The sequence below is a fragment of the Pseudomonas fluorescens genome (assembly GCF_041354075.1).
Lineage (GTDB): Bacteria > Pseudomonadota > Gammaproteobacteria > Pseudomonadales > Pseudomonadaceae > Aquipseudomonas > Aquipseudomonas fluorescens_CE.
In genome coordinates, this window is sequence record NZ_JARZGC010000001.1 from 301,354 (window position 1) to 327,925 (window position 26,572).

A 26,572-nucleotide genomic window follows, 5' to 3' on the forward strand; every position below is an offset into this window, starting at 1 on the left:
TCAGCGCGTCTCCCGCTCCAGCAACTGACGTTTGCGCTCTACGCCCCAGCGATAACCTGACAGGTCGCCGTCGCTGCGCACCACGCGATGGCAGGGAATGGCCACCGCCAGACTGTTCGCGCCGCAGGCCTGGGCCACGGCGCGCACGGCTTTGGGGGCACCGATGCGCCGGGCGATGTCGGCGTAACTGGCGGTACTGCCGGCGGGGATGTCGCGCAGTGCCTGCCAGACACGTTCCTGGAATGCCGTGCCGCGCACGTCCAGCGGCAAATCCAGGCCGATGGCCGGGGCTTCGATGAAACCGACGACCCTGGCGATCAACTGCTCGAACGCGTGGTCGGCGCCGATCAGGTTGGCCCGTCGAAACTTGTCCTGCAGATCACACACCAATTGATGCGGGTCGTCGCCCAGCAGGATGGCGCAAACGCCGCGTGCGCTCTGCGCCACCAGAATGGCCCCGAGCGAACACTGGCCGACGGCAAAGCGAATGTCGTTGTTCAGGCCCTCGGCGCGATAATCACCGGGTTTCATGCCCAGTAGTTGATCTGCCGCCGCGTAGAAACGGCCGTTGGAGTTGAAGCCCGCGTCATACAGGGCATCGGTCACCGAACCGCCCTCGGCCAGGCGCTGGCGCACCTTGCGCGAGCGGTGAGCCGTGGCGTAGCCCCTGGGCGTCAGGCCGGTGACCGTTTTGAACACGCGATGAAAGTGAAAGCTGCTCAGGCCTGCGGCATCGGCCAGCTCGCCCAGCGTCGGCAGGTGCTCGGCGGTTTCGATCTGGCGGCACGCTGCGGCGACGGTCGCGGCGTGTTGCGTGGCGACCTCGGAGTGATCCTTCGCCGCCCGTTTGCTCGGGCGATAACCCGCTGCCTGGGCTTGCTCGGCCGAGTCGAAGAATTCGACGTTCTGCGGCTTGGGCAAGCGTGCGAGGCTGCTGGGTCGACAATAGATGCCGGTGGTTTTCACCGCATACACAAACTGCCCGTCAGCCTGGGGGTCGCGGGCGACGACGGCGGCCCAGCGGGGATCGTTCTCGGTGGTGGTCATGGCGTTCTGTCCGTTGATCCGTTTGAATCAGATTAACCAGACGGCGAGGTCGCCGCACTCCGGGGCTTGCGGTCAAATTCCGGGGTTCAGTGTGAGGTGCGGAACGTGAAGTTGATCCGTTGCTCGCCCAGGCGTGGATGCTGACCTGCCTTGATTGGCAAGATGCCGTGATAACGCAGGCGATCGACCCCGCCCCAGACAACGATATCGCCGTGAAACAGCGGCACCCGCTGGCTTTTGTCGTTGCGCTCGAAACCACCGAACAGGAACATCGCCGGCAGCCCCAGGGACACGGAAACAATGGGCGCTGCGTAGGACGCTTCGTTCTTGTCCTGATGCAATGACATCTTTGCGCCGGGAATGTAGCGGTTGATCAGGCATGAATCGGGCACGAAGTCGGCAAAACCCGCGTCCAGCGCCGCCGCCTGGGCGAGGGCGAAAAACACCTCCGGCATCGGCGGCCAGGGCGCCTGGGTGTGAGGATCCAGGCGTGAATAGCGATAACCGTTGCGGTCGGTGGTCCAGCCCCAGGTGCCGCAACTGCTCAGGGCCGCCGACATGGTGAAGCCACCGGGCGTGACCATTTGTCGAAACGGCGCCGCCGCCAGCACCGTCTCCAGCGCCGGCAGCAATCGCTCCAGCCAGGGCAGGGCGAAGCCCCGCAGGACGAAGGACTGTTGGCCAATCTGCTCGCGCCGCGGGACCTGTTCGGGCTCCGCGTCGGCAAACAGATCGAAGTTCATCGGGCTCATGAATCCACGTGTTACAGCGCCTTGCTGACGCTGATCTCGCTGATGACATCTTCACCGGCGCCATGCAGGGCGTCCAGCGCTGCCCTGGCTTCGGCTTCGGTGCCGTGTTCAAGCTGGGCAAATTCGAAGCGACGCTCACCGTTGAGCTTGTACTTGATGACGTATTTGGTGGTTTGGGCCATGGTCGTGCCTGCGTGTCGGGCTGTTCAGCTCAGTTTCGAGCTGGAACGGCGGATGATCTTGATCGAGTGGGTCAGGGTCGGCTTGCGGGTGACGCTGATTGCCCGACGGCTGACGGTGTCGATGGTGATGTTCCAGAAGCCGGTGCTCGGAGCGGTGATGCGCGCCGGGAAGGTGTCGAACGCGCCGCCATGGTAGGTGTGGCGGCCGCCATTCTTGAAGCTGCGGAAATTGGCGTCGTTCATCAAACGGATGTTGCACATTTGCGAGCATTGGATGACGACGATATCGTCTTCATTGAGGTGCTCGCGCTGGTGGATAAATTTCATGAGGCGCCTCCAGAAGGGCTTTTTCTACAAAATCAAAACGATAGCATGGGCGATTGGCGCAGTTTATCAGCCCGGACGGGTTATTATCCGGTCGCCGGTGTGTGCTTTGGCAATTAAAACCGGTTATTCGAAATTCAATGAACGATAAAAGCGATGAGCCTCGGAGAAAACCAGTGTTTGTGCTGTCGGAGGATCTTTGCGGAGGTTTTTTATGAAGTGGGGTGTGTGGTTCCTGCCGTTTGCGTTGGCGATGAGTGGTTGTGCGAGTGTTGAGGAAATCAACGAGTCGCTGCCCACCATGAACGTGATGTCCGGCAAGAAACCCAATGAATACGCGCAGTGCCTGACCGAAAAACTGGCCAGCAGCCGTGGTGCCTTGCAAGTCGAGCCGCAGGGCAAGGACGGTGTGCGGGTGATCGTGCCGCAGAAGTTTTCCTCGGGGCCGGCCGCCGTATTCGATATCGAAGAACGCTCCAATGGCAGCGGGATCAAGCTGCATGAACGCATCTCCAACGTTCCCTTGCGCCCCATGGATGTGCGTAACGCCGCCACCGCGTGCATTTCCGGCTGATAGAATACCGCCCGTCAGCACCGATGCCGCCAAAGCAACGCTTTGGCGGCATTGTCATTTCTGGAGTCGAGCATGAAGCGAGAGCAAGTAAGGGAGCGGCATGCAGAGGGTCATATCTCTGCCACTCACGTGATTCAGAACCCGGCGGACACGGCGGAATGGATCGTGTTTTTCAAGAAGAGCGCCGGGCGCAGTTATTTCCTGGTGGATGACCACGACGAAGTCGAATCCTTCGCCCGCCTTGACGAACTGATCGAAACCATCCGAGGCCTGGGTATCAAGTTCGCCGAGATCCACATGTAGGCTCGGTCGCCTTACTTGCAGACCACCACGACGCTGCGGTTCTTGTAGTTGCCGACGTCGACTCCCAGGGTCTTGTCGCTTTCGGCGGGCGATGGGGTGCCGTTGGTGCCGACGATTCGATAACCGGTGCCGGCGCAGGAGGCATCGGCCTTTTCATAGCAGGCGGCCCAGGAATTGGCTTCCCCGGAGCAATCGATGGCCAGGCCTTGTTCGCCATTGTTCAGGTAAGTGGTTTCGGTGGTGGCACAGCCACACAAGGCCAGCAGCGCAATCAACGGCAAGAGTTTTTTCATGGTGAGGTCGTCATCGGGATGATAGGGCTAAGCCTGTGACAGCGCTGAAGTCAAAAGGTTATAGCCAAATGCCACTTCTTTCTCGCCCTATGCAATTCCCTGTAGGAGCGAGCATGCTCGCGATGGAGGCCGAAGCACCGCGGGGTGTCAGGATTCCAGCGTCATCGTTAACGACCATCGCGAGCATGCTCGCTCCTACAGGGGCCCGCGCCGAATTACTCGCTATCCTTGCCACGCCGCTTCGCCGGCGGATGTTCCAGCTCCAGCACCGACGCCACCTCGATGGCCAGCGCTTCGGTGGGGAAGGGGCCGGCGATGCGCTCGCCGTTGGCGCTGTCTACCCACCACTGGCCGTCTTTGGCCTTGTTGATCAAAAATCCGTTGACGCTTTTTGCTGCCGACATCTATCTGCCTCGTTGGTGGGTTCAATGACGCCATGATAGCGTCAAATGGACGCTATCGGTGCGCCAGGGCCGGGCAGATAGATCGGCGCGGGCGGGAATTTCTGCTATGCCTAATGGCACTCCGGCAATCCTGCGGAACTATCCGCTGGAATATTTCTCGTATGTTGGCATCGGTTAGCCAGTGCGGGGCATTGTAAGGTGCACGCCGCCTGATTAGACTGCGCCGAAACTCGTACACACAGCCTTTTCAAGGACTTTTATGATCAAGAAATGCTTGTTCCCAGCAGCCGGTTACGGTACTCGCTTCCTGCCAGCGACTAAGGCCATGCCCAAGGAAATGCTGCCGGTGGTAAACAAGCCACTGATCCAGTACGGCGTTGAAGAGGCCCTGGATGCCGGCCTGACTGAAATCTCGATCGTCACCGGTCGTGGCAAGCGCGCCCTGGAAGACCACTTCGACATCAGCTACGAGCTGGAAAACCAGATCAAGGGCACCGACAAGGAAAAGTACCTGGTCGGCATCCGCAAATTGCTTGACGAGTGCTCGTTCTCCTACACCCGCCAGACCGAAATGAAAGGCCTGGGCCACGCCATCCTGACCGGCCGCCCGCTGATCGGTGACGAACCCTTCGCTGTGGTGCTGGCGGACGACCTGTGCGTCAACCTCGAAGGCGACGGCGTACTGACCCAGATGGTCAAGCTGTACAAGCAATTCCGCTGCTCGATCGTGGCGATCCAGGAAGTCGATCCGCAAGAGACCAACAAGTACGGCGTGATTGCCGGCGAGATGATCCGCGACGACATCTACCGCGTTCACAGCATGGTCGAGAAGCCAAAACCGGAAGATGCGCCATCGAACCTGGCCATCATCGGTCGCTACATCCTGACCCCGGACATCTTCGACCTGATCGAACAGACCGAGCCAGGCAAGGGCGGTGAAATCCAGATCACCGACGCCCTGATGAAACAGGCCCAGAACGGCTGCGTCATGGCCTACAAGTTCAAGGGCAAGCGTTTTGACTGTGGCGGCGCCGAAGGCTACATCGACGCGACCAACTTCTGCTTCGAGAACTTCTACAAGACCGGCAAGGCTTACTGATAGCGCCTGAGCTGCTTGTACTGAAAAGCCACCTTCGGGTGGCTTTTCTGTTTTCTGCCCCCAAATAAGCTGCAGCGCTTGCCCAATGAACGGCGGCGGGTATGCTGATGGCCTGCCGAGGAGACTGAAAATGGCCTTTGATTTTGACCTTTATGTGATTGGCGCCGGTTCCGGCGGTGTACGGGCTGCGCGGTTTGCGGCGGGTTTTGGCGCCAAGGTGGCTGTGGCTGAAAGCCGCTACCTGGGTGGGACCTGCGTCAACGTCGGCTGCGTACCGAAAAAGCTGCTGGTCTACGGCGCGCACTTCGCTGAAGACTTCGAGCAGGCCTCGGGTTTTGGCTGGACGTTGGGCGAGGCCGGATTCGATTGGGCGACGCTGATCGCCAACAAGGATCGCGAGATCAATCGCCTGAATGGCATCTACCGCAATCTGCTGGTCAACAGCGGCGTGACCTTGCACGAAGGCCACGCCAGCATCGTCGACCCGCACACGGTCGAGATCAACGGCGAGCGCTTCAGTGCGAAGAACATCCTGATTGCCACGGGCGGCTGGCCGCAGATCCCCGAGATTCCGGGGCACGAGCATGCGATCAGTTCCAACCAGGCGTTTTTCCTCAAGGAACTGCCCAAGCGCGTACTGGTGGTGGGCGGCGGCTACATTGCCGTGGAATTCGCCGGGATTTTCCATGGCCTGGGCGCCGAGACGACGCTGCTGTATCGCGGCGACCTGTTCCTGCGCGGTTTCGACGGCTCGGTGCGCAAACACTTGCAGGAGGAACTGACCAAGCGCGGCATGGACCTGCAGTTCAACGCCGACATCGAGCGCATTGAAAAAAACGCTGACGGCAGCCTCAAGGCGACCCTCAAGGACGGTCGCGTGCTGGAAACCGACTGCGTGTTCTACGCCACCGGCCGACGTCCGATGCTGGACAACCTCGGGTTGGAAAACACCGGGGTCAAGCTCAACGAAAAGGGCTTCGTCGAAGTGGACGAGCAATACCAGACCTGCGAACCGTCGATCCTGGCCCTGGGCGATGTCATCGGCCGGGTCCAGCTGACCCCGGTGGCACTGGCCGAAGGCATGGCCGTCGCGCGTCGCCTGTTCAAGCCCGAGCAGTATCGCCCGGTGGATTACAAGATGATCCCGACGGCGGTGTTCAGCCTGCCCAACATCGGCACCGTCGGTTTGACCGAAGAAGAAGCCCGCGACGCAGGGCACGAGGTGGTGATTTACGAAAGCCGCTTCCGCCCGATGAAGCTGACCCTGACGGACTGCCAGGAGCGCACGCTGATGAAGCTCGTGGTGGACGGCAAGACCGACAAGGTATTGGGCTGCCACATGGTCGGGCCGGATGCCGGCGAAATCGTTCAGGGCCTGGCGATTGCCCTGAAGGCCGGTGCGACCAAGCGCGACTTCGACGACACCATCGGCGTACACCCGACGGCTGCTGAAGAGTTCGTGACCATGCGTACGCCGGTCTGAAGCACCACCTCGATCTAAAACCTGTGGGAGCGGGCTTGCTCGCGAATGCGGTGTGTCAGATACAGAAAATTGACTGACACACCGCATTCGCGAGCAAGCCCGCTCCCACAGAAGCGGATGCCCTCAGATTCCTTTCTTCTATTAATAACGTCCGCTAATAGCCAAAACCGATCAGCAGCATCAGGTTTGCCAATGAGCCAACCGTCCACCGACCCGGTAAAGTTCTCTCCATCAACTTCACAACCCCTGACGGAGAGTCAACGATGCCTATCATCAACAGCCAAGTTAAACCTTTCAAAGCTGACGCATTCAAGAACGGCGACTTCGTAAAAGTCTCGGACGCTGACCTCAAAGGCAAGTGGTCTGTGGTGTTCTTCTACCCAGCCGACTTCACCTTCGTCTGCCCGACCGAACTGGAAGACCTGGCTGACAACTACGACGCGTTCCAGAAGCTGGGCGTCGAAATCTACAGCGTTTCCACTGACACCCACTTTGCCCACGCTGCCTGGCACAACACTTCGCCAGCCATCGGCAAAATCCAGTACACCATGATCGGCGACCCGACCCACGCCATCTCCCGCAACTTCGACGTGCTGATCGAAGAAGCTGGCCTGGCTGACCGTGGCACCTTCGTGATCAACCCTGAAGGCCAGATCAAGATCGTTGAACTGAACGATGGCGGCGTTGGCCGTGACGCTTCCGAGCTGCTGCGCAAAATCAAGGCTGCTCAGTACGTCGCTGCTCACCCAGGTCAGGTCTGCCCAGCCAAGTGGAAAGAAGGCGAGGCCACTCTGGCTCCGTCCCTGGACCTGGTCGGCAAGATCTAAGTCCGTGACACGCTTCACAGGGCGGTACTCCGCACCTCTTCAGTAAGCTGCACCGCCCAGTAAAGACGCCCGGGCGAGATTCGCTCGGGCGTTTTTTTATGCACGCAATCAAAGGAAATCGCCCGTATGTTGGACGCCAATCTTAAAGCCCAGTTGAAATCGTACCTGGAACGGGTCACCCAACCGATCGAGATCGTTGCTTCTCTCGACGACGGTGCGAAATCCCAGGAAATGCTCGAACTGCTGAAAGACGTTGCCAGTCTTTCCACTCAAATTACCTTGCTCGACAACGGTGACGATGCACGCAAGCCATCGTTCTCGATCAATCGCCCCGGTCAGGACATCAGCCTGCGTTTCGCCGGCATCCCGATGGGCCACGAATTCACCTCGTTGGTGCTGGCCCTGCTGCAAGTCGGTGGCCACCCTTCGAAAGCCAGTGCCGAAGTGATCGAACAGATCCGCTCGCTCAAGGGTGAGTTCAACTTCGAGACTTACTTCTCGCTGTCCTGCCAGAACTGCCCGGACGTGGTCCAGGCGTTGAACCTGATGGCGGTACTGAACCCGAACATCCGCCACGTCGCCATCGACGGCGCGTTGTTCCAGGCCGAAGTCGATGATCGCAAGATCATGGCCGTGCCCAGCATCTACCTCAACGGCGAAGTGTTCGGCCAGGGCCGCATGGGCCTGGAAGAGATCCTCGCCAAGATCGACACCAGCGGTGCCGAGCGCCAGGCCGAGAAAATCAGCGCCAAGGACGCCTTTGACGTGCTGGTGGTCGGCGGTGGCCCGGCCGGTGCGTCGGCGGCGATCTACGCGGCCCGTAAGGGCATCCGTACCGGTGTCGCGGCCGAGCGTTTTGGCGGTCAGGTGCTCGACACCATGGCCATCGAGAACTTCATCTCCGTACAGGAGACCGAAGGACCGAAGCTGGCCAGCGCCCTGGAAGAACACGTCAAGCAGTACGACGTGGATATCATGAACCTGCAACGGGCCACTGCGCTGATTCCGGCGAAGAACCCCGGCGAGCTGCACGAAGTCCGCTTCGAAAGCGGCGCCAGCCTGAAAACCAAGGCGCTGATCCTGGCCACCGGCGCCCGCTGGCGTGAAATGGGTGTGCCGGGCGAGCAGGAATACAAGGCCAAGGGTGTGTGTTTCTGCCCGCACTGCGACGGCCCGCTGTTCAAGGGCAAACGCGTGGCGGTCATCGGCGGCGGCAACTCCGGCGTCGAAGCGGCCATCGATCTGGCGGGTATCGTCAGCCACGTCACGCTGCTGGAGTTCGACAGCAAGCTGCGCGCCGATGCCGTGCTGCAACGCAAGCTGTTCAGCCTGCCGAACGTCGATGTCATCACCAGCGCGCTGACCAGCGAAGTGAAGGGTGACGGCGAGAAGGTCAACGGTCTGGTGTACAAGGACCGTGACTCAGGCGAGTTCAAGACGATCAACCTCGAAGGCATCTTCGTGCAGATCGGCTTGTTGCCCAACACTGACTGGCTCAAAGGCACCGTCGAGTTGTCGCCACGTGGCGAAATCATCGTCGATGCCCGTGGCGAGACGTCGCTGCCGGGTGTGTTCGCCGCCGGTGACGTGACCACCGTGCCGTACAAGCAGATCGTGATCGCCGTGGGCGAGGGCGCCAAGGCTTCCCTCAGTGCCTTCGACCACCTGATCCGCACCTCGGCCCCGGCGTAACGCCAGCGCCTGAAACACAAAACCCCATGAGCGATCATGGGGTTTTTTTATGCTTCGCACATTCCAAAATGTGGGAGCGGGCTTGCTCGCGATTGCGGTGTGTCAGTTACCTTGAATATGTACTGAACCACCGCAATCGCGAGCAAGCCCGCTCCCACAAAAGAAGGTCCCACAGGTGTTTTTTGGACGGGGTTTTAGAGCGGCGCTGGCTGAATGATTTCAACCCAGTACGCATCCGGGTCCTTGATGAAGGCCAGGCTTTTCATGCGGCCGTCGCTCAGGCGTTTCTGGAAATCACAGCCCAGGGCTTCGAAGCGTTCGCACGCGGCGACGATGTCCGGCACCGAGATGCAGATATGGCCGAAACCGCGCGGGTCGGTGTTGCCGTTGTGGTAGGCAAAGTCCGGGTCGTTTTCGGTGCCGTGGTTGTGGGTCAGTTCCAGGATGCCGGGAATCGATTTCATCCATTCGGTACGGGCGGCCGCATCGGCCGGGATCTGGGCCTTGTCGACCAGCGCGAGGAAGTACAGGCTGAATTCGGCTTCCGGGAAATCGCGTTTCTCCACCAGCGAGAAACCCAGGATACGCGTGTAGAAGTCCAGGGACTTGGTGATGTCCTTGACCCGCAGCATGGTGTGGTTGAAGACGAACTGGCTGGTCGCGGTATCCGGTTGGGCAGTCACGCCGGGGAAGGTGTTCAATTCGTGCAGGCTCATGGGCCCTCCGTAAACAAGTGGGGCTATTGAATGGTGCCAATGATACGCAAGGGTGCAGGCATCACCAAACCCAAAGCGTCGTCTATTGCCTGCGCGACGGCCTGGGCTCACACTTTGCGGTTCAATCCGCGAGTGTTCATTGCAATGATCCGATCCTGTAAATCGCTGTTCGTTCTGGTTGGGCTGCTATCCGCTGTCACGTTGGCACAGGCCGATGCGCCCGGCGTCACCTGGCCGCAGGGTTGGGAAATCGAAGCGGTCCCCCAGGACGATGCCAGGCCCCAGGTGTCACGCCAGCGCGCAGTGAAACACGATCAGGACGGAGGGCCGGTCATGGTGATGGAATTGACCGCTACACCGCTGGAGAGTGGACACCAGGTCAATTTGCAGGGCGTGCTGCTGGAGATGCGCAAATCGGTGCAAAAGGACTTCTTCCAGGGCGGCTACCAGAGCGTGTGCAATAAAATCCACCCGGCGACCTTGAGCCGGCTGACGGCGCTGGAAACCACCTGCACGATTACCCAGAATGGGCGACATGTGCTCTCGCAAACATTGGTCGCGGCGGTGGATGGCAATAAGGCGTATGTTTTTTCCTACGCGGGGCAAGCCGAAGCTTATAAGGCCAGCGAGGAGGAAATAGCACTCGCTCGTAACAGTCTGAAACTTTAGTTGGCGCCGTTGTGATATCGCGCTTTCGGCGATGTTAGATACCCAAAGGAATTAAGCCCAAAGTTAGCAGGCAAGTAGCCTGTTGCCGGGATTGAAATCGTTGCATTTGTTGAGTATCCAAAAAAAAGCCCTGCTTGAAGCAGGGCTTTGTTTTTACCGGGTGCGCTTAGCGGCGTACCCAGGAATCAACGGTAGAGGCACCGTATTGTTCCTTCCAGGCTTTCAGGCCACGGTGGTTGCCGCCCTTGGTTTCAATCAGTTCACCGGTGTGAGGGTTCTGATAGACCTTGACCACGCGAGCGCGGCGGGTTTTCGGTGCGGCAGCCTGTTGCGAGCCGGAACGCGGGCTCGGATCGAGAATGGCAATGATGTCACGCAAGCCCTTGCCATAGGTTTTCATCAGCGCCTGGAGCTTTTCCTCGAATTCGATTTCTTTCTTGAGCCCGGCATCATTCTTCAGGGACTCCAGCTGTTTGAGCTGCTCTTGAAGGGCCTTTTCAGCTGCACGAAATTCAGCGAGTCTGGACAATATCTTTACTCCAATAGTGTGTTCGGCTGATACCAACCGCCAACAAAGCTATAAGCCAAGAGCCTTGAAGCGACTCGGTGATAAGTGGCTCGCCTGCCAATCTACCGCAGGCACGAAAAATTGTAGTAGTTAATGGCCGAAGAGTAAATCCTGACTTTTTCTTCATGTAACAAGATGGGCTGTCTAGATTCTAGACGGGGCGCGGTTTGGTTGTTCCGTCGCATAAGGCTGCTAGTTAATGATGCGTTAATGCGTTAATGAAGTCCGCCCCGGGCATCGGCCGGCCAAACAGATAACCTTGCAGGTAGTTGACCCCGTGGGCGCTCAAGTAATCACTCTGCTCGGGCGTCTCCACACCTTCGGCGACGATGCCCAGATCGAGCTTGGCCGAGAGTTCGATGATGCTGTCCAGAATGTGACGGGACAGGGCATCGACGCCGATCATGCCAACGAATGTCTGATCGATTTTCAGGAAATCCACCTTGAACTGGCGCAGATAGACCAGGCTTGAATGACCGGTGCCAAAGTCGTCGAGGGCGATCATCACGCCCAGTTCGTGAAGCCGCTCGAACAGGTGCAGGGTCACGGGCGTGGGCTCGACAAGCTGGCGTTCGGTCAACTCCAGCACCAGGTGCACGGAGCCTGGCGCAAAAGCGTCGAGAAACGCCCGACAGTCCTCGACCAGCTCCAGGTTCTGGCAGTGGCTGGCCGTGATGTTGATGCCGATGTGGAACGGTTCCTTGAATGAGGGCGAAAGGGGAGCCAAGAGTTGCGCGGTCTGCTGCATCAATGAGCGCGTCATCGGTACGATCAGGCCGGAGTGCTCGGCAAACGGGATGAACAGGTCGGGTCGTACCAGGCCCTCTTTCGGATGATTCCAGCGCATCAGCACCTCGGCGCCGGACCATTGCTTGCTCGCGCCATGCACCACCGGCTGGAAATAGGGCACGAACTCCGCCGCCTCAAGTGCCCGTTGCAGCTCATGGCTGGGTGAGGACGAGCGCTTTTGCAGGACATGCCCGATCAGACCGGACACGGCGCCAAAAAAGATCAGCAGACTGAACAGGGACGGGTACTCGCTGCGCATGTAGCGCCAGGTCTGGCCCTTGGGGAAGCCGGCCGCGACACTGAAGTCGTATCGGCTGGAACTCAGTTGGTGTTCGGCGACGGGCAATGCGGGCAGGGGGCCCTGGTGAACCTGGCCGTCGGCGGACAGCCAATCCGGACCGACACGCAGCAACAGCAGGGTCTGGCGGCCAATCAAGCGCAATACGTTGCTCAGGTGATAACCATCCAGCGTCGTCAGTGCGCCCCGTTGTCCTTCGCTGAGGCGGTAAACGAGCAGCGCGGTGTCTGGCGTTACCGGGTTGCCGTTCATCAGCCACAACGTGCCTTGGGTGTAGTCGCCGGCGTTGACCTTTTCCTGGTAGTCGCCAAACAACGAACTGCAATAGAGGTTGTCTTCCCACACCAGGTTGGTCGAGCGCACGAACGGACGGCGGGTCACCTGTTCGCGCAGGGCCAGTTTGGCCTCTTCGCAGGGTTGGCCGGCCAGCGGCAACAATTCGTGAGCGGCCTGGGCGGTGTTGTCGAGCATCAGCTCGAACTGGCGCAGGGCCTCTTCGGCGGTCAGCCGTGTGCTGTGCTCAAGGGCTCGTTGCGCTTGCAGGTAAAGAATCGCAGTGCCCAATGCGATGGGCAGCAAAGCGCTCAATACGGTCACCGCCAGGCGGGTACGGCGGGGTTTGACGGTCAAGGGCATGCGCGCAACCTGTCAGGATGAAAGTGGGCTCTCAAAGACTGGCAGGGCTGAAACACGCCTTCCATGAAGAGTTTGCTCAGGCGCCATGATAGTTGGCGTGCATGGCTGTGTCGCCCGTCGCGTGGCTACGACGAACGGCGTGCAGGTACAAAGGCCTTGCATGCGCCGCGAAAAAGGGGATTTGATACAGGAGGCGGACAAACCTGTTTACGCTGTGTAGAATCGGTTTACGCATACAATAATAATCTTCTGGCAGCAGAAGTCTTGCCTGCCAGAGCCTTGGGTCGACCATGAACAGCTTCGGGTTTCAACTGATCTACGGTGACTTCCTCGCCCGCAGCGTGCGGGGCATCTCCTGCGCGCCACCCGCCGACCTCAGCATTTGAGCAGCTAACGTTTGTTAATTGACCAGCATGATGAGGCGCCAACCATGGCAGATTTATACGAAAACCCAATGGGCCTGATGGGCTTCGAGTTCATCGAATTCGCATCGCCAACGCCCAACACACTGGAGCCGATCTTCGAGATCATGGGCTTCACCAAGGTCGCGACCCATCGTTCCAAGGACGTGCACCTGTACCGCCAGGGTGCGATCAACCTGATCCTCAACAACGAACCCCACAGCGTCGCTTCGTACTTTGCTGCCGAGCACGGTCCTTCGGTGTGCGGCATGGCGTTTCGCGTCAAGGATTCGCAGAAAGCCTACAAGCGTGCACTGGAACTCGGCGCGCAGCCGATCCATATCGAAACCGGCCCGATGGAGCTGCACCTGCCGGCCATCAAGGGCATCGGCGGCGCGCCGCTGTACCTGATCGACCGTTTCGGCGAAGGCAGTTCGATCTATGACATCGACTTCGTGTTTCTCGAAGGGGTCGATCGCAACCCGGTCGGCGCCGGCCTGAAAATCATCGACCACCTGACCCATAACGTGTATCGCGGGCGCATGGCGTACTGGGCGAACTTCTACGAGAAACTGTTCAACTTCCGCGAGATCCGCTATTTCGACATCAAGGGCGAGTACACCGGCCTGACCTCCAAGGCGATGACCGCCCCGGACGGCATGATCCGCATTCCGTTGAATGAAGAATCGTCCAAGGGCGCCGGGCAGATCGAAGAGTTCCTGATGCAGTTCAATGGCGAAGGCATCCAGCACGTGGCGTTCCTCACCGACGACCTGATCAGCACCTGGGATCGCCTGAAGAACATCGGCATGCGCTTCATGACCGCGCCGCCGGACACCTATTACGAAATGCTCGAAGGCCGCTTGCCGAACCACGGCGAACCGGTGGACGCGTTGCAATCGCGGGGCATCCTGCTCGACGGTTCTTCCGAAGCGGGCGACAAGCGCCTGCTGTTGCAGATTTTCTCGGAAACCCTCATGGGGCCGGTGTTCTTCGAATTCATCCAGCGCAAGGGCGACGATGGTTTCGGCGAAGGCAACTTCAAGGCGTTGTTCGAGTCGATCGAGCGGGATCAGGTGCGGCGTGGGGTGTTGAACGCGGAGTAACTGATACCACTGTAAAATTGTGGGAGCGGGCTTGCTCGCGAAGGCGGTGTGTCAGTCGAAGTCAATAGCGTCTGACACACCGCCTTCGTCGGAATGCCGCCCAGAGCAAGCCCGCTCCCACATTGTTTTTGTGTGTGGTCAAGGCCGACGCTGGCGCATCAAATGCTTGAACCCCTCGAACACCAGCACCAGCACCGCCATCCAGATCGGAATGTAGGTCAGCCATTCACCGGGCTTGATGCTTTCGCCCAGCAACAGCGCGACGCCCAGCAGCAACACCGGTTCCACATAGCTCAACAAGCCGAACAGGCTGAACGGCAGCAAACGACTGGCGATGATGTAGACCACCAGCGCCGAGGCACTGATCAGCCCGAGCAGCGGAATCAGCCACACCAGGGCAGGGTGCTGGTCGAACACGCCGAAGCCTTGAGCACCGCCGTGCACGAACCAGTAGGCCACCGGCAGCATCAGGGACATGTCCACCCAGAGCCCGCCGAGGTTGTCGGACTTCAGCCATTTGCGCAGCACGAAGTACAGCGGGTAACCCACGACCACCACCAGCGTCGCCCAGGAAAAGCCCCCGACCTGGTACAGCTCGTTGACCACGCCCAGGCTGGCGAAGAACACCGCGACTTTTTGCAGGTACGACAGGCGTTCGCCATAGGCCAGGCGCCCGGTCACCACCATGGCCAGCGGCAACAGGAAATAACCCAGGGACACATCGAGGCTGTAGCCGTTGAGCGGCGCCCACATGAACAGCCACAACTGCGCGCCCAGCAGGGCCGACGACAGGATCAGGGCGACGATCAGCCGGGGCTGCGCCGCCACGCGCCGGATAATCTCGACCGCGCGCTTCCATTCACCGGACAGCAGGATGAACAGCGTCATGCACGGGGCCGTCAGCAACATGCGCCAACCGAAAATCTCCACGCCATTCAACGGCGTGAGCAAAGAGGTGTAGTAATACATGACGGCAAACAGCACCGAGGCTGAAACCGATAGAGCGATACCTTTAGACAATCTGTCCTCGCGAAATTGAACGTTTGAACGGGTGGCGGAGGATACGTGGTTTTTTGTTGTGAATATTGGCCGAGTGATCAAAATTCACAACAGTTCAGAGCCTAGCCTAAATCGTGGGCGTAGCCAGCTCGCGGCCCGGCACGGTTTCCCTTGCTGGCATCAAACCGGTGGGAGCGAGCCGGCTCGCGATCATTTCAAGCCGAACGCGGCGTGCGCCCCGACACGAAATGCCCCACGTCATTGAACCCCGGCGTCGAGGCGTGCCCCGGCGTCACCAGCGAATCGATGAAGGCTTCATCCTCGGCGCTGATCTTCACGGCCTGTGCCTTGGTGTAGGCGTCCCATTGTTCCTCGGTGCGCGGTCCGACGATGGCCGAATTGACGGCGTTGTTGTTCAGCACCCAGGCAATCGCGAACTCGACGATGCCCACGCCCCGCTCCTGGGTGTATTGCTGGATCTGCTGGGCGATACGCAGGGATTCCGCGCGCCACTCGACTTCCATGATGCGTTTGTCGGCGCGGCCGGCACGGCTGTTGGCATCGGGCTTGGCATCCGGGGCGTACTTGCCGCTGAGCACGCCACGGGCGAGCGGGCTGAAGGGCACCACGCCCAGGCCGTAGCTCTGCGCGGCGGTGATCTGCTCGGGTTCGGCCTGGCGGTTGACGATGTTGTACAGCGGCTGGCTGATGACAGGTCGGTCGACCCCCAGTTGATCGGCCAGGCGAATCACCTCGGCGATCCGCCAGCCACGGTAGTTCGACAACCCCCAGTAACGCACCTTGCCCTGGCGAATCAGGTCGCCCATCGCCGACACGGTCACCTGCAGCGGTGTGTTGTGGTCCTCGCGGTGCAGATAATAGATGTCGAGGTAATCGGTGCCCAGGCGCGTCAGGCTGGCGTCGATGCCGTTGAACAGGTGCTTGCGGCTCAAGCCCGTGCGATTCGGCACGCCATCCACCGGACCGAAACCGACCTTGGTCGCGAGGACCCATTCGTGGCGGTTGCCGGCAATCGCCTCACCAACGATTTCCTCGGAGCGACCACCGCTGTAAACGTCCGCCGTGTCGATGAAGTTGATGCCCTGGTCCCAGGCCTTGTCGATGATCCGCAGGGAATCTTCGGTGCTGGTCTGTTCGCCGAACATCATGGTGCCCAGGGTCAGGGTGGACACTTGCAAGCCGGAATGACCCAAGGTGCGGTAGCTCATGATGAAGTCCTTTTGCCGGTGGGGGAGCTTCAATCAAATAGCAGAAATTTCGCGCGTGGCAAACCGTTTGGGTTGGGTTAACGTGAATCGCCCAGGCGGGCGAAGGCTGCCCAACCCTCATGTATGCAAGGATCCCTCAATGTTCGAACTCGATCACGACCTGGCCCAGGACATCGTCGACCGGGCCATGGCCATCCTGCCCTACAACGTCAATGTCATGGACAGCCAGGGCTTGATCCTCGGCAGCGGCGAGCCGGAGCGGGTCAACACCCGGCACGAAGGCGCGCAGTTGGTGCTGGCCAACGAGCGCGTGGTGGAGATCGATGTGCAAACGGCCATGCACCTCAAGGGTGTGCAGCCGGGGATCAACCTGCCGTTGTGGCTCGATCAGCGCTTGATTGGCGTGTTGGGCATCACCGGCGAACCCGAGCTGCTGCGCACCTACGCCGAACTGGTGCGCATGACCGCAGAGATGCTGGTGGCCCAGCGTAATCAACAGACCGAGCAGCAATGGCGGCGTCAGCGCTGCGACGATCTGCTGGCCCTGCTGCTGAGCGAAGCGGGGGATTCGCCACGGCTGATCGACGAAGCGCAGCAGATGGGCCTCAAGCCGCAGTTGGCGCGCGTGCCCTACCTGTTCGAACTGGACGGGGGCACGGGGCAAACGGTCGAGACGCTGGGTGCATGGCTGACGTCCCGTTACCCGGACAGTTGGTGCGTGAGTCCGGCGAAGTCATCGCTGCTGTGGTGCCGGGCAGCAAGCCCGTCCATCGACCATGAGCGGCTGCTGGAAAAACTCGACGAGCTCGGCGGCCGCATTTTGCGCGTGGCCGTGGGCGGGCAGGCCGAGGGCCTGGCCGGTTTGCGCCGGGGTCAGCAACGGGTGGCCGACTTGTTGGCTTACGGCCGTGAGGTGCTGCCCGATGTGCGATTGCTGAGCCTGGAGCGCTATCGCCTGCCGGTGATGCTCTGGCGTTATCGTGACGACGATGCGCTGGACGAACTGCTCAAGCCCCTGCGCGATCTCATCGCCAGGGACGGCAACGGCCAGTTGCTGGCGACTCTGCGCAGTTGGTGCGACCACGACGGCCAGAGCCAGGCCTGCGCCGATGCGCTGGGCATTCACCGCAACAGTCTGCGGTACCGGATGGAGCGCATTGCCGAGATCAGCGGGGTCGACCCGTTGCGACTGGACGGGATGCTGGCGCTGTACCTGGGGGTGCAGTTGTTGCCGCAGAGCTGAGGTGTTTGCAGCCTGCGTCACAGGCGAATGCCCCATTGTGGAAATGAACAATAAACGCCATCGCCCCTTGTGCAGCGGCCCGGCGTTATTGTTCAAGGCGGCTGGCAGCATGAAAGCCTTGGAACAGGAGAATCCCCATGAAGATTGTCATCGCCCCCGATTCGTTCAAGGACAGCCTCAGTGCCCAGGGCGTAGCCGACGCCATCGCCCTCGGCTGGTCGGCTGTCTGGCCCGATGCACAGTTGGTCAAATGCCCGATGGCGGACGGGGGCGAAGGTACGGTCGAATCGATTCTCGCCGCCTGTGAAGGCCAGTTGCGCCGCACCAGCGTGCGCGGGCCGTTGGGCACCTCGGTCGATGCGGCGTGGGGCTGGTTGCCCCAGAGCCTCACCGCGATCATCGAGATGGCCGAAGCCAGTGGTTTGCAGCTGGTGGCGCGGGGTCAGCGTGACGCCTGCGTCAGCAGCACCTACGGCACGGGTGAGCTGATCCGCGCTGCGTTGGACGCCGGGGCGCAACGGGTGATCCTGGCGATTGGCGGCAGCGCCACCAACGATGGCGGCGCGGGGGCGATGCAGGCGCTGGGCGTGAAGTTGCTGGACGCTCAGGGGCAAACCCTGTCACCGGGCGGACTGGCGCTGGCGCAACTGGCGCGCATCGACCTGAGCGAGCTGGATCCACGCCTGGCCGACGTGCGCTTCGACATCGCGGCCGACGTCAACAATCCGCTCTGCGGCCCCCACGGCGCTTCGGCGATTTTCGGCCCGCAAAAAGGCGCGTCGCCGCAGCAGGTTGAACAGCTTGACCAGGCGCTCGGGCATTTCGCCGATCAGTGCGCGCAGGTCCTCAAGCATGATGTACGCGACGAACCGGGCAGCGGTGCGGCCGGTGGTCTGGGCTTCGCCGCCAAGGCGTTTCTCGGTGCGCAGTTCAAGGCCGGGGTCGAAGTGGTCGCGGAACTGGTGGGGCTGTCCGAGGCAGTGAAGGGCGCTGACCTGGTGATCACCGGCGAAGGCCGTTTCGACGCACAGACCCTGCGCGGCAAAACCCCGTTCGGCGTGGCGCGCATCGCCCGGCAGCACGGCGTGCCGGTGATCGTGATCGCCGGCACCCTGGGCGAGGGTTACCAGGACCTGTACGAGCACGGCATCGATGCCGCGTTTGCCCTGACCAGCGGGCCTATGACCCTGGAGCAAGCCTGCGCTGAAGCCCCGCGATTGCTGGCAGAGCGGGCGAGCGATATTGCCCGGGTCTGGCGGATTGCCGTGCGCGCCTGAATGAATGCCTCGCGGGGCACATTCAACATTCCCAGTGCCTGACACACCGCCATCGCGGGCAAGCCCGCTCCCACAGTGATTAGGGGTGTTCACAAGATTTGCAGACACATACAGAACCTGTGGGAGCGGGCTTGCCCGCGAAGGGTCCGGCACAGCCAACATCCCCGGCTCCTGACACACCACTCCGAGCTAGACACCTCGAGTGTTTCACCCATGAAACACTCCTAAGCCCATGAAAAATATTTCATAAATCCCCGCAAAAAACCTCAAGCCCCGCCGATACAAAGGTCAGGCGCGCAGACACTTGCGCGGCAAACCCAATCGCCCCATTCCGCTCGCGGCAAGGATGCTCGAAGCCTACATCACCCGAGTATCGTCCTATGTCTCTGCGTAATCTGAATATCGCACCGCGAGCCTTTCTGGGGTTCGCTTTCATTGCCTTGCTGGTGATCGTGCTGGGTGTGTTTGCGGTCAACCGCATGACGGTCATCCGCCAGGCGTCGATCGACATGGGCAATACCCAACTGCCCAGCGTCGGCTACCTGGGCACCATCACCGAGAACGTCTTGCGCATGCGCATCCTGTCGTTCCGCATCCTGGTCAATCGTGAGCCGGCCAGCCTGCAGGAAGCCGATGCCCGGATCGTTGTGCTCAGCGACAAGGTGCGCAAGGCCCAGGCCGACTATGCCGCGTTGCCGGCGGGCCCGGACGAAGCCGCGTTGTACAAGGTGTTCAGCACGACCCTGGACAACTACATGCAGGCCCAGCGCGAAATGGTCGACCTGTCGCGGCAGAACAAGGTCGATGAGTTGCGCAGCCTGATCAACACCCGGATCAAGGACGGCACCGACCTGATGGGTGAGCAGCTCGGCAAGCTGGTGGCGTTCAATGCCGAAGCCGCCAAGGCGGCCGGGGTCTCCGCCGCCGACAACTACAGCGGTGCCATCAACGGCATCATTGCGGTGGCGGTCCTGGCGGCCCTCATGACCGTGCTGCTGGCGTGGCTGCTGACCCGCAGTATCGTCACGCCATTGGCCCGCGCGGTGAAGGCAGCCGAAACCATTGCCAGCGGCGACCTGAGCAAACCCGTCGAAGTCGATGGCAAGGATGAACCGGCTCGTCTGCTGAGTGCCTTGTCGACCATGCAGGGCAACCTGCGCCAGACCATCGAGCAGATCGCCGGCTCCGCCACGCAACTGGGCGCCGCCGCCGAAGAACTGAGCGCGGTGACCGAAGAAGCGTCGCGTGGCATGCAACAGCAGAACGACGAAATCGAACAGGCGGCCACTGCCGTCAACGAGATGACCGCCGCCGTGGAAGAAGTGGCGCGCAACGCCGTCTCGACGTCCGAAGCCTCGAACCAGTCGACCCAGGCCGCCCGCGAAGGCCGCGACCGGGTGGTGGAAACCGTCGATGCGATCCAGACCATGACCCACGACGTGCAGAACACCTCGGTGATGATCGAAGGCCTGGCGGCGCAGGGGCGGGACATCGGCAAGGTGCTGGACGTGATTCGCGCCATTGCCGAACAGACCAATCTGCTGGCACTTAACGCCGCGATCGAAGCGGCGCGTGCCGGTGAAGCCGGACGCGGATTTGCCGTGGTGGCGGATGAGGTTCGCGCGTTGGCCCATCGCACGGCGCAATCGACCCAGGAAATCGAGAAGATGGTCGCCGGTATCCAGAACGGCACGGGCGAGGCGGTGTCGTCGATGCAGCAGAGCAATCAGCGAACCCAAAGCACCCTGGAAATGGCCCGAGCGGCGGGCATTGCGCTGGAGCAGATCACCCAGTCGATCCACCAGATCAACGAACGCAACCTGGTGATCGCCAGCGCCTCGGAAGAGCAGGCCCAGGTGTCCCGCGAGGTGGATCGCAACCTGGTGAACATCCGCGACCTGGCCACCCAGTCTGCGGCCGGTGCCAACCAGACCAGCGCGGCGACCCATGAACTGTCGCGCCTGGCGGTGGATCTGAACGCGATGGTGGCGCGGTTCGTCATCTGAGCCCCACACCACGGTTGAACAGGCAAGGGAATTGACTCGCCCGGCTGGCGTGTTTGCAGAATTGAGATAGGGTTGAGGCTAGGAGCGACCGCGCGTAAGGAGGTGCCATGCGTTACTCGGCCTTGACCCAACGAATTGCCGGTGACGGCGCGGCAGCCTGGCGCATCCATGATCGAGCGCTGGCCTTGCGCGAGCAGGGTGTCGATGTCCTGTTGCTGTCGATTGGCGATCCTGACTTCGACACCCCTCGCCCCATCGTCCAGGCAGCCATCGACAGCCTGGAGGCGGGCGACACCCACTACCCGCCGGTCCGTGGCACCCAGGGCCTGCGCGACAGCATTGCCCGTCGTCATCGACAGCGCAGTGGCCAGGCGGTGAGCGCCGAGCAAGTCATCGTCATGCCCGGCGCCCAGTGCGCGGTGTACTCCGTGGCGCAATGCCTGCTCGACCCCGGCGATGAAGTGATTGTCGCCGAACCGATGTACGTCACCTATGAAGGCGTGTTCGGTGCCATTGGCGCGAAGGTGTTGCCGGTGGCGGTCCGTCCGGAGAACGGTTTTCGCGTCGATCCGGCCGACGTCGCGGCGCTTATCACGCCGAAAACCCGTGCCCTGTTGCTCAACAGCCCGAACAATCCTTCCGGCGCCTGCCTGCCGTTGCTGGTCTGGCAGGAGCTGGCGTCGCTCTGTGTGCGCCATGAGCTGTGGCTGATCAGTGACGAGGTCTACAGCGACTTGGTGTACGAGGGCCAGCATGTCAGCCCGGCCAGCCTGCCCGGCATGGCCGAGCGGACCGCGACGATCAACAGCCTGTCCAAGTCCCATGCCATGAGCGGCTGGCGGGTAGGGTGGGTGGTCGGGCCGAAGCGCCTGGTCGATCATCTGGAGCATCTGTCGTTGTGCATGCTGTTCGGCATTCCCGAATTCATCCAGAACGCGGCACAGCGGGCGCTGGACGAGGACGTGCCGGAAGTGGCGCAGATGCGTGAAGCGTATCGCCAGCGCCGCGACCTGGTGTGCGCCAGCCTGAACCAATGCCCGGGGTTGCGGGCGATTCGGCCCGATGGCGGGATGTTCGTGATGGTCGATGTGCGCCCGACCGGCTGGTCGGCGCAGCACTTTGCCGAACGGCTGCTCGAAGGTTATGGGGTGTCGGTGCTGGCCGGTGAAGCCTTCGGGCCGAGTGCGGCGGGGCATATCCGCCTCGGGCTGGTGGTCGATCTGCCGCAACTGGCGGATGCCTGTCGGCGGATTGCGCTGTGTACGATGGACAGGCTGGAGGCGCGGCGGGCCTGAGCATCTTCGGTGTCTATCCGTCAGTCATCGCGAGCAGGCTCGCTCCCACAAGTGCAGCGCCGTCCCTGTGGGAGCGAGCCTGCTCGCGATGGCTGAAGGGCAGGCACGAAAGCCTCAGGCTCTGAACGCCCCGACATTCACCAGATTCTTCGGCCGCTCTCCCGCCAGCGCCGCCAGCAGGTTGTCCACGGCACACGTGGCCATCGCCTCCCGCGTCTCATGGGTCGCCGAGCCGATATGCGGGGTTGCCACCACATTGTCCAGCCGCAGCAACGGCGAGTCCGGGTCCAGCGGCTCGCGCTCGAACACATCCAGCCCAGCTGCGCGAATCTGTCCTGAACGCAACGCCTCGATCATCGCCGCTTCATCCACGACCTTGCCCCGGGAAATGTTGATGAAGATGGTTTCCCGGCGCATCAAGGCAAACTGCTCCGCGCCGATCAGGCCTTCGGTTTCCCGGGTCAGGGGTAAGGTCAGGCAGACGAAATCCGCTTGCTGCAACAGCTCGGCCAAGCTGCGGTAGTGAGCGTTGAAGCGCTGCTCCACCGCCGGTTTTGGCGAGTGACTGTGGTAGATCACCGGCATGCCAAAGCCGAAATGCCCGCGCTGGGCCACCGCCTCGCCAATGCGCCCCATGCCGATGATGCCCAGGGTCTTGCCGTGCACATCGGTGCCGAACTGCGCGGGGCCGACGTTGCTTTTCCATTGGCCGTTACGCACCACGTTCGCCAGTTCCACCACGCGCCGGGCGGTGGCCAGGATCAACGCAAAACCGGTGTCGGCGGTGGTTTCGGTGAGCACGTCCGGGGTGTTGCTGAGCAGGATGCGCCGCTCGGTCAGGTAGTCGATGTCGTAGTTGTCGACGCCCACCGAGACGCTGGCGATGGCTTGCAGGTGGGGCGCCAGGTCGAGCAGCCCGGCATCCAGTTTCAGGCTGGCGCCGAGCAACCCGTGGGCGCGGGGCAGGGCTGCGCGCAGTTGCGCCAGGCCATCGGCATCGAGCTTGTCGATCAGGGTCACCTCGGCCTGCGCCTGCAGGCGGGCCATCAAATACGGCGAGAGTTTCTTGTACAGCACAACCTGCTTTTTCATCGTCAGCCTCTGTTCAATTCAAGGGTGGGCGGGGCGGTTCAGGGCGACCGAGGGACGCTCGCGATCACTGGCGCCGGGTTTGAGGGCAATCGTCAGCAGCACCGAGACCATCAGCGCACCGCTCATCAACAGGTACGAGGCCCCCGGCGAACCGGTGGCGCTGTTCAGGTAGCCCACCAGATACGAACCGCCGAACGAACCCAGCGCACCCATGCTGTTGATCAGCGCCATGGCGCCGCCGGCGACGTTGGCCGGGAGAATCTCCGGAATGATGGCGAAGAACGGCCCGTAAGGTGCGTACATGCAGGCGCCGGCGATCACCAGCAGGGTGTAGGACCACCAGAAGTGTTCGGCGCCCAGGGCGTAAGAGCCGTAGAACGCGATCGAGGCAATCAGCAGCGGCGGCCAGACAAAGCGTTTGCGCTTCTGCAGTTTGTCCGACCCCCAGGACACCAGCAGCATGCCGATCACCGCCGCCAGGTAAGGCAGCGCCGACAGCCAGCCGGCCTCGACCATGTCCATCTGCGCCCCGGCCTTGAGGATCGACGGCAGCCACAGCACGAAACCGTAGACGCCGATACTCCAGCAAAAAAATTGCAGCGCCAGGAGGATCACTTTCGGCGAGCGGAAGGCTTCAGCGTAGTTCTTCACCGCCTTGATGCCGACCTGCTCGGCGGCCAGCGCGCTTTCCAGGTCGTGCTTTTCGGCGTCGCTCAGCCACTTGGCCTGGGACGGACGGTCATCGGCCAGGCGCCACCAGATAAACGCCCAGAGCACCGCCGGCAGACCTTCAATGATGAACATCCAGCGCCAGCTGTAATGCTGCACCAGGTAGCCCGACACCACCGACATCCAGAGCATGGTCACCGGGTTGCCGAGGATCAGGAAGGTATTGGCCCGCGAGCGTTCGGCGCGGGTGAACCAGTGACACAGGTAGATCAGCATCGCCGGCATCACCGCCGCCTCGACCACGCCGAGCATGAAGCGGATGACGATCAGCCAGTAGGCATTGGAGACGATCCCGGTCAGGGTCGCCAGGCTGCCCCAGAGGATCAGGCTGACGAAGATCAGCTTCTTCACGCTGTGCTTTTGCGCATAGATCGCGCCGGGCACCTGGAAGAAAAAGTAGCCGAGGAAGAACAGCGCGCCGAGCATCGACGACAGGCCAGGGGTGATCATCAGGTCGGCGGCCATGCCGGAGGCGGCGGCGAAACCGTAGTTGGCGCGGTCCAGGTACGCCAGGCTGTAGGTGATGAACACGATGGGCATGATGTACCACCAGCGGCGGGTGGCGAGGGTTGCGGTTTTCATCGGTGAGGCTCCTGAGCTTGTTGTTTTTGTCGCAGCAGGTAACGCGTTTAAATCTTCATCGATTCAGCTGGCCTCTTCGCGAGCAAGCCCGCTCCCACATTTGAATCGGCGTCTGATCCACAATGGCTGGGCGACTCCGATCTAATGTGGGAGCGAGCCTGCTCGCGATAGGCGGCCTCGAATTCGACCGACATTTCAGTCCGGGTCGGCAACCCCTCCATGTCCCCCCGGCTCTGCACCGCCCGGCTGCCAATCCAGTTGGCGCGCTTCACGGCGTCGGCGAAGCTGTGGTGTTCCAGGAGGGCACTGATCAGGCCCACGGCAAAACCGTCACCGGCGCCCACGGTGTCGACCACGGTGTGCACCGGCACCCCGGCAACGAACCCTTGATCCTGCTGGGTGCGGTAATACGCGCCGTGCGGCCCGAGTTTGATCGCCACGGCTTCAACGCCCTGATCAAGGTAGAACGCGGCAATGTCGGCCGGGTCGTCGTAGCCGGTCAGCAGGCGACCTTCGCTGAGCCCCGGCAGCACCCAGTGGGCGAGGACGGCGAGGCGGTTGATTTCAGCGATCATCTGCCGCTCGCCGGCCCACAGGCTCGGGCGCAGGTTCGGGTCGAACGACACACTGCGCCCGGCCTCGCGCATGCGGGTCATCAATTCGAATGACAACTGCCGTGCGCTGTCCGACAGCGCCGGTGGAATGCCGGTGGCGTGCAGGTGCCGGGCGCTGAGCAAATCAGGCGCAATCGAGGCCGGCGCCAGATGGCTGGCCGCCGAGCCACGACGAAAATACTCGACCTGCGGGTCATCACCGTCATCGGTGCGCGACTTGAACTGGAAGCCGGTCGGATGCGCGGCGTCGACCGCGACATGGCGGCAATCCAGGCCTTCCTTCTGCAGCGTGTCGACGACGAACCGACCGAGGGAATCGGCGCCCACCCGGCTCAGCCACGCCACCCTGAAACCCAGGCGCGACAAGCCGATCGCAACGTTGCTGTCGGCCCCGGCGATGCGCTTGTGGAAGTGGTCGACCTGGGCCAGGTCGCCATTGTGGTCGGCCACGAACATCGCCATGGTTTCGCCGAACGAGAGGATATCGAACTCAGGCATGAGCGTTCTCCAGCCGGGTGTGACCGAGGCGGGCCAGGTCACTGACGTGGGCGCGGGTGAGCAGCAGCAAGTCGTCGCCCTGCAACGGATATTCCGCCGCCCGCATCACGCCTTGGGCCATGTGCCGCAGCAGTTGTTCCCACAGGTGCAGGTCGCTGACCGCCGGCGGGATGGCCACCAGCTTGCCGTCGGCCCGCCGCGAAACGGCCTTGAAGTGCACGTAACCGACATGGCGCCCGAGCAGGCGCGCGGCGCTGCTGGCCGACTGGTCCTGCCAGTGCCAGTTGCCGATGTCGAAGGTCATGCTGATCGGCAGCCCGTGCTGTTCCACCGCAGCGAAAAAACGCTGGAAGGGTTCGATGCGTCCGCCGTGCAGGGTCTGGTCGTTTTCCACCAGCAACTGCACCGGGGTTTCCTTCAAGACCTGGGCGAGGGCTTGCAGGTCGTTGTTGTCGGTGAAATAGCCCAGCGAGACTTTCAGCCATTGGCTGCCGAAGGCCTGGGCGCGTTTCAGGGCGGTGATCAATTCGGGATTGGGTTTCGACTGGCCGGCCAGCCACAGTTCCATGGGAGAGGAGTAGATGCTTTGCAGACCCTGGGCCCGGGTGGCACTGGCCAGTTGCGCGGGGTCTTCAGTGGTCAGCAGCTCTTCGCGCCATTCGATGCGAGTGGCGCCGGCGGCGGCCAGTAGTTCGATGAAACTGCCTTGGCCACGCTGGCGCACGAGGTCGGCGCCGTAACTGGAAAGGCTGATGGCAACGGGTGGTTTGTTCATTGTTTTTCTACCTCTGAAACCGGTTTCATTTTTGTGCAAAAAAAAGGATGAGGGTGATCCTGCGAGCCTC

General features: G+C 61.6%; 27 protein-coding genes and 1 pseudogene. 13 read left to right on the plus strand and 15 right to left on the minus strand.

Annotated elements, in window-relative coordinates:
* The 4 genes from ada to QIW53_RS01540 form a co-directional block, all read right to left on the minus strand.
* The gene (gene ada, locus QIW53_RS01525) at positions 1 to 1,047 is read right to left on the minus strand and encodes a bifunctional DNA-binding transcriptional regulator/O6-methylguanine-DNA methyltransferase Ada (RefSeq protein WP_371047937.1); all 1,047 of its coding nucleotides are present in this window, start codon (positions 1,045 to 1,047) and stop codon (positions 1 to 3) included.
* An 86-nt stretch (positions 1,048 to 1,133) separates the two neighbouring features.
* Positions 1,134 to 1,799 carry a DNA oxidative demethylase AlkB gene (alkB, locus tag QIW53_RS01530; protein WP_192308480.1) on the minus strand — a complete coding sequence of 222 codons (666 nt, stop codon included), beginning with the start codon at positions 1,797 to 1,799 and terminating at the stop codon, positions 1,134 to 1,136.
* Positions 1,800 to 1,810: 11 nt separating this feature from the next.
* Positions 1,811 to 1,981 (minus strand): hypothetical protein, encoded by a 171-nt coding sequence (locus QIW53_RS01535; RefSeq protein ID WP_192308481.1) that lies wholly within the window; start codon positions 1,979 to 1,981, stop codon positions 1,811 to 1,813.
* Between the two features lie 24 nt (positions 1,982 to 2,005).
* Complete coding sequence (locus tag QIW53_RS01540; protein WP_371047938.1) at positions 2,006 to 2,308, minus strand: DUF1883 domain-containing protein; 303 nt, start codon at positions 2,306 to 2,308, stop codon at positions 2,006 to 2,008.
* A gap of 211 nt (positions 2,309 to 2,519) precedes the next feature.
* Between QIW53_RS01540 and QIW53_RS01545 the strand changes: the two genes are divergently transcribed.
* Positions 2,520 to 2,879, plus strand: coding sequence for a hypothetical protein (locus QIW53_RS01545; protein ID WP_371047939.1), 360 nt, complete (start codon positions 2,520 to 2,522; stop codon positions 2,877 to 2,879).
* A gap of 72 nt (positions 2,880 to 2,951) precedes the next feature.
* On the plus strand, positions 2,952 to 3,182 hold the full coding sequence (locus QIW53_RS01550) for a hypothetical protein (protein WP_371047940.1): 231 nt from the start codon (positions 2,952 to 2,954) through the stop codon (positions 3,180 to 3,182).
* Positions 3,183 to 3,193: 11 nt separating this feature from the next.
* On the opposite strand, the gene QIW53_RS01555 is transcribed toward QIW53_RS01550, so the two are convergent.
* Both QIW53_RS01555 and QIW53_RS01560 read right to left on the minus strand, forming a co-directional pair.
* Positions 3,194 to 3,475 carry a hypothetical protein gene (locus QIW53_RS01555; protein WP_371047941.1) on the minus strand — a complete coding sequence of 94 codons (282 nt, stop codon included), beginning with the start codon at positions 3,473 to 3,475 and terminating at the stop codon, positions 3,194 to 3,196.
* Between the two features lie 215 nt (positions 3,476 to 3,690).
* Entirely contained in the window at positions 3,691 to 3,879 is a 189-nt protein-coding gene (locus QIW53_RS01560; protein WP_371047942.1) for a hypothetical protein, read from the minus strand.
* A 259-nt stretch (positions 3,880 to 4,138) separates the two neighbouring features.
* Here QIW53_RS01560 and galU point away from each other — a divergent pair, with 259 nt between their 5' ends.
* From galU to ahpF, 4 genes are all read left to right on the plus strand, one after another.
* The gene (gene galU / locus QIW53_RS01565; protein ID WP_003182953.1) at positions 4,139 to 4,978 is read left to right on the plus strand and encodes a UTP--glucose-1-phosphate uridylyltransferase GalU; all 840 of its coding nucleotides are present in this window, start codon (positions 4,139 to 4,141) and stop codon (positions 4,976 to 4,978) included.
* A gap of 130 nt (positions 4,979 to 5,108) precedes the next feature.
* Complete coding sequence (gorA, locus tag QIW53_RS01570) at positions 5,109 to 6,461, plus strand: glutathione-disulfide reductase (protein WP_371047943.1); 1,353 nt, start codon at positions 5,109 to 5,111, stop codon at positions 6,459 to 6,461.
* 263 nt (positions 6,462 to 6,724) lie between these two features.
* A complete protein-coding gene (gene ahpC, locus QIW53_RS01575; protein ID WP_007975937.1) occupies positions 6,725 to 7,288 on the plus strand; it encodes an alkyl hydroperoxide reductase subunit C in 564 nt (187 codons plus the stop codon).
* Between the two features lie 126 nt (positions 7,289 to 7,414).
* Positions 7,415 to 8,980, plus strand: a complete 1,566-nt coding sequence (gene ahpF / locus QIW53_RS01580) for an alkyl hydroperoxide reductase subunit F (RefSeq protein ID WP_371047944.1) — start codon at positions 7,415 to 7,417, stop codon at positions 8,978 to 8,980.
* 194 nt (positions 8,981 to 9,174) lie between these two features.
* Here the strand turns inward: ahpF and gloA are convergent, their stop codons facing one another.
* Complete coding sequence (gene gloA, locus QIW53_RS01585; RefSeq protein WP_371047945.1) at positions 9,175 to 9,696, minus strand: lactoylglutathione lyase; 522 nt, start codon at positions 9,694 to 9,696, stop codon at positions 9,175 to 9,177.
* Between the two features lie 144 nt (positions 9,697 to 9,840).
* Here gloA and QIW53_RS01590 point away from each other — a divergent pair, with 144 nt between their 5' ends.
* Complete coding sequence (locus QIW53_RS01590; protein WP_371048076.1) at positions 9,841 to 10,365, plus strand: DUF4946 domain-containing protein; 525 nt, start codon at positions 9,841 to 9,843, stop codon at positions 10,363 to 10,365.
* A gap of 166 nt (positions 10,366 to 10,531) precedes the next feature.
* On the opposite strand, the gene QIW53_RS01595 is transcribed toward QIW53_RS01590, so the two are convergent.
* Positions 10,532 to 10,894, minus strand: coding sequence for a histone-like nucleoid-structuring protein, MvaT/MvaU family (locus tag QIW53_RS01595; RefSeq protein WP_371047946.1), 363 nt, complete (start codon positions 10,892 to 10,894; stop codon positions 10,532 to 10,534).
* Between the two features lie 235 nt (positions 10,895 to 11,129).
* Positions 11,130 to 12,656, minus strand: a complete 1,527-nt coding sequence (locus QIW53_RS01600) for an EAL domain-containing protein (RefSeq protein WP_371047947.1) — start codon at positions 12,654 to 12,656, stop codon at positions 11,130 to 11,132.
* 430 nt (positions 12,657 to 13,086) lie between these two features.
* On the opposite strand from QIW53_RS01600, the gene hppD reads away from it, so the two are divergent.
* A complete protein-coding gene (gene hppD / locus QIW53_RS01605) occupies positions 13,087 to 14,163 on the plus strand; it encodes a 4-hydroxyphenylpyruvate dioxygenase (protein WP_371047948.1) in 1,077 nt (358 codons plus the stop codon).
* Between the two features lie 138 nt (positions 14,164 to 14,301).
* Here hppD and rarD read toward each other — a convergent pair whose 3' ends face one another.
* The gene (gene rarD / locus QIW53_RS01610) at positions 14,302 to 15,183 is read right to left on the minus strand and encodes an EamA family transporter RarD (protein ID WP_371047949.1); all 882 of its coding nucleotides are present in this window, start codon (positions 15,181 to 15,183) and stop codon (positions 14,302 to 14,304) included.
* A gap of 194 nt (positions 15,184 to 15,377) precedes the next feature.
* Positions 15,378 to 16,391, minus strand: coding sequence for an aldo/keto reductase (locus QIW53_RS01615; RefSeq protein WP_371047950.1), 1,014 nt, complete (start codon positions 16,389 to 16,391; stop codon positions 15,378 to 15,380).
* 139 nt (positions 16,392 to 16,530) lie between these two features.
* On the opposite strand from QIW53_RS01615, the gene QIW53_RS01620 reads away from it, so the two are divergent.
* The 5 genes and pseudogenes from QIW53_RS01620 to QIW53_RS01640 all read left to right on the plus strand — a co-directional run bounded on the left by QIW53_RS01620 (position 16,531) and on the right by QIW53_RS01640 (position 22,212).
* Positions 16,531 to 17,634 (plus strand): sugar diacid recognition domain-containing protein, encoded by a 1,104-nt coding sequence (locus QIW53_RS01620; RefSeq protein ID WP_371047951.1) that lies wholly within the window; start codon positions 16,531 to 16,533, stop codon positions 17,632 to 17,634.
* 137 nt (positions 17,635 to 17,771) lie between these two features.
* Positions 17,772 to 18,911, plus strand: coding sequence for a glycerate kinase (locus QIW53_RS01625; protein ID WP_371047952.1), 1,140 nt, complete (start codon positions 17,772 to 17,774; stop codon positions 18,909 to 18,911).
* Between the two features lie 380 nt (positions 18,912 to 19,291).
* A pseudogene (locus tag QIW53_RS01630) lies at positions 19,292 to 20,062 on the plus strand (MCP four helix bundle domain-containing protein); the annotation flags it as partial.
* A 99-nt stretch (positions 20,063 to 20,161) separates the two neighbouring features.
* Positions 20,162 to 20,917, plus strand: a complete 756-nt coding sequence (locus tag QIW53_RS01635) for a methyl-accepting chemotaxis protein (protein WP_371048077.1) — start codon at positions 20,162 to 20,164, stop codon at positions 20,915 to 20,917.
* 107 nt (positions 20,918 to 21,024) lie between these two features.
* A complete protein-coding gene (locus tag QIW53_RS01640) occupies positions 21,025 to 22,212 on the plus strand; it encodes a pyridoxal phosphate-dependent aminotransferase (protein WP_371047953.1) in 1,188 nt (395 codons plus the stop codon).
* 114 nt (positions 22,213 to 22,326) lie between these two features.
* Here QIW53_RS01640 and QIW53_RS01645 read toward each other — a convergent pair whose 3' ends face one another.
* The 4 genes from QIW53_RS01645 to QIW53_RS01660 are packed head-to-tail and all read right to left on the minus strand — an operon-like array spanning position 22,327 to position 26,502.
* Entirely contained in the window at positions 22,327 to 23,304 is a 978-nt protein-coding gene (locus tag QIW53_RS01645; protein WP_371047954.1) for a 2-hydroxyacid dehydrogenase, read from the minus strand.
* Between the two features lie 18 nt (positions 23,305 to 23,322).
* Positions 23,323 to 24,615, minus strand: coding sequence for an MFS transporter (locus QIW53_RS01650; protein ID WP_371047955.1), 1,293 nt, complete (start codon positions 24,613 to 24,615; stop codon positions 23,323 to 23,325).
* A 47-nt stretch (positions 24,616 to 24,662) separates the two neighbouring features.
* Complete coding sequence (locus QIW53_RS01655) at positions 24,663 to 25,727, minus strand: sugar kinase (RefSeq protein ID WP_371047956.1); 1,065 nt, start codon at positions 25,725 to 25,727, stop codon at positions 24,663 to 24,665.
* On the minus strand, positions 25,720 to 26,502 hold the full coding sequence (locus QIW53_RS01660) for a sugar phosphate isomerase/epimerase family protein (protein ID WP_371047957.1): 783 nt from the start codon (positions 26,500 to 26,502) through the stop codon (positions 25,720 to 25,722). Before QIW53_RS01660 ends, QIW53_RS01655 begins: the two co-directional genes overlap by 8 nt.
* Between the last annotated feature and the right edge of the window lie 70 nt (positions 26,503 to 26,572).